The sequence below is a fragment of the Pelagibacterium lacus genome, from assembly GCF_003345525.1.
Classification (GTDB): Bacteria; Pseudomonadota; Alphaproteobacteria; order Rhizobiales; family Devosiaceae; genus Pelagibacterium; species Pelagibacterium lacus.
This window is the reverse complement of sequence record NZ_QQNH01000062.1, coordinates 1-1,806: the sequence shown is the minus strand read 5'-3', so window position 1 is coordinate 1,806 and position 1,806 is coordinate 1. Positions and strand designations below refer to the sequence as shown.

2 protein-coding genes are annotated in these 1,806 nt (G+C 58.3%); one reads left to right on the top strand and one right to left on the bottom strand.

Going from position 1 to position 1,806, the window contains the following annotated elements:
* Positions 1 to 692, top strand: a 692-nt coding sequence (locus DVH29_RS16030; protein WP_114647187.1) for an alpha/beta fold hydrolase, incomplete at its 5' end; no start/stop codon positions are given.
* 718 nt (positions 693 to 1,410) lie between these two features.
* On the opposite strand, the gene DVH29_RS16025 is transcribed toward DVH29_RS16030, so the two are convergent.
* Positions 1,411 to 1,713, bottom strand: a complete 303-nt coding sequence (locus tag DVH29_RS16025) for a type II toxin-antitoxin system PemK/MazF family toxin (protein ID WP_114647186.1) — start codon at positions 1,711 to 1,713, stop codon at positions 1,411 to 1,413.
* Positions 1,714 to 1,806: the final 93 nt, after the last annotated feature.

The window sequence follows — 1,806 nt, the reverse complement described above, 5'->3', positions numbered from 1 at the left end:
ATAGGTGGACGACTTTTAAGCCGCCCGCAGCAGGACAATCCAGCCGCTACCGTGGACTAATTTTGCACCGCCGTTCTCACAACCGACCAATCACGTATCCCAATCTTGCCGACGACGCGGCCGCCTTTATGGATGCAGTCGGCGTCGAGAGGGCTGATGTATTCGGCTACTCGATGGGGGCTGCCGCCGGGCTCCAGCTAGCCATCCGCCATCCGGAAAAGGTCGATCAACTCATCGGTGCCTCGATTGCCTATGATGCGACCGGCTGGCAGCCAGCTTTCCGGGAGATGATCCCCACCATGTCTCCGGAGATGTTCGTTGGCGGCCCGATGGAGGCCGAATGGCAAAAGCTCGCGCCAAACAAGGATGGGTTTAATGATCTCGTCGAGAAGCTAATCGCGCTGGAAAAAGAGCCTATGGCCTGGGAAGCCGATGTCAGGGCACTTCAAGCACCGGTGCTCATTATCGCGGGCGATGCCGATGTCTCAACACTCGAGCATAGCGTTTCGATGTTCCGGCTTTTGGGAGGAGGCGTGATGGGAGACATGGGCCAACCGCTCCCTGGATCGCGCCTTGCGATCCTGCCGGCGACCTCGCACACCGCGGTGATCAATCAGGTTGACCTCTTGCACAGCTTTATCGAGCCATACCTCCAGAGTGAGACACCGGCGGGATTCATGGTACAGGAGTAGCCAGCAGAAACGTGTCGCCCCCTCTGGCTGAACAGCGATTTGGGGCGCAATGGCCGGCGCGGGTTGACTGTCTGCGCGTCCATATAACCACCTTTCGCGCCGCAAGCGGACCGGCAGGAAACCACCCAGATGGCCTTTGACGGCGGCCAAAGCGGACTGGCAGGTTTCGGGAAATCAAAAGTGCGGTCTGAACGGCGGGAATGGGGGCGCGAAGCGGTCATTGCGCGAAAGTGAAAAGGTGTATGTGGAAGCGTGCAAAGTCGCGTACTCAAACCCGAATGACGAGACTGGGTACGGCGGTGGCGCCAAGCGTCACACAGAAACCATCAGCGAATGTCGGTATCGGTAGTTGCGAGCCCCCGCAACCAAAAATCAGTAATGATTTCATGTGATTAGCCCGGTTATGCCGGGCTTTTTCATGTGCCGACAACGGTAGTCCGGGCATGACAGGCAAAGCCAAGTGATTCCAACGGTTTCCACTGTTTCCACCTGCCATTCCCAAGCGTTCCTATATCTTCCATGTCACACGGTTGGCACACGGAAGGGCAGGTAATGTTCTGGATTTGTGCATGGATGCGTGGCAGGGCCATAGACGACCAAAGGGAGCCGCGAAGCTCCCTTGGCACGTAGTGCCCCTTGCGGGGCAACGGACACCCTCTCAGGGCCGCATGTGATCTCTATATAGCAGCGGGCCACTCTGATTTCAACGGAATCCGATTCATTCCGTTCCAGATGGCAACTTGGGCAGCCAGTCCAGCACCTTCGCCAGCATCTCGTGAAACTCGTCTTCCGGCATTCGGACGATGCCCTTCTTATCAGGGAGAAGACGACTGACGGCTACCGTGGTCGGCTTATCGCAAATCGCCCAAGCTGCCCGGCCGTCGATCGTCGTGCGTAGCGGGAAAGCCGCCCGGTTGTCCGGCTGGGCCTGCGTGGAGCAAGGCACCACCGTCACGGCTCCATATAGCGTGGACCTGAAGGAAAGAACGATGACAGGGCGGCGCTTCCAGAATTCCGGCAGTTGAGCGTCCTGGGTTAGAACGGCGGTGCAAAATTAGTCCACGGTAGCGGCTGGATTGTCCTGCTGCGGGCGGCTTAAAAGTCGTCCACCTAT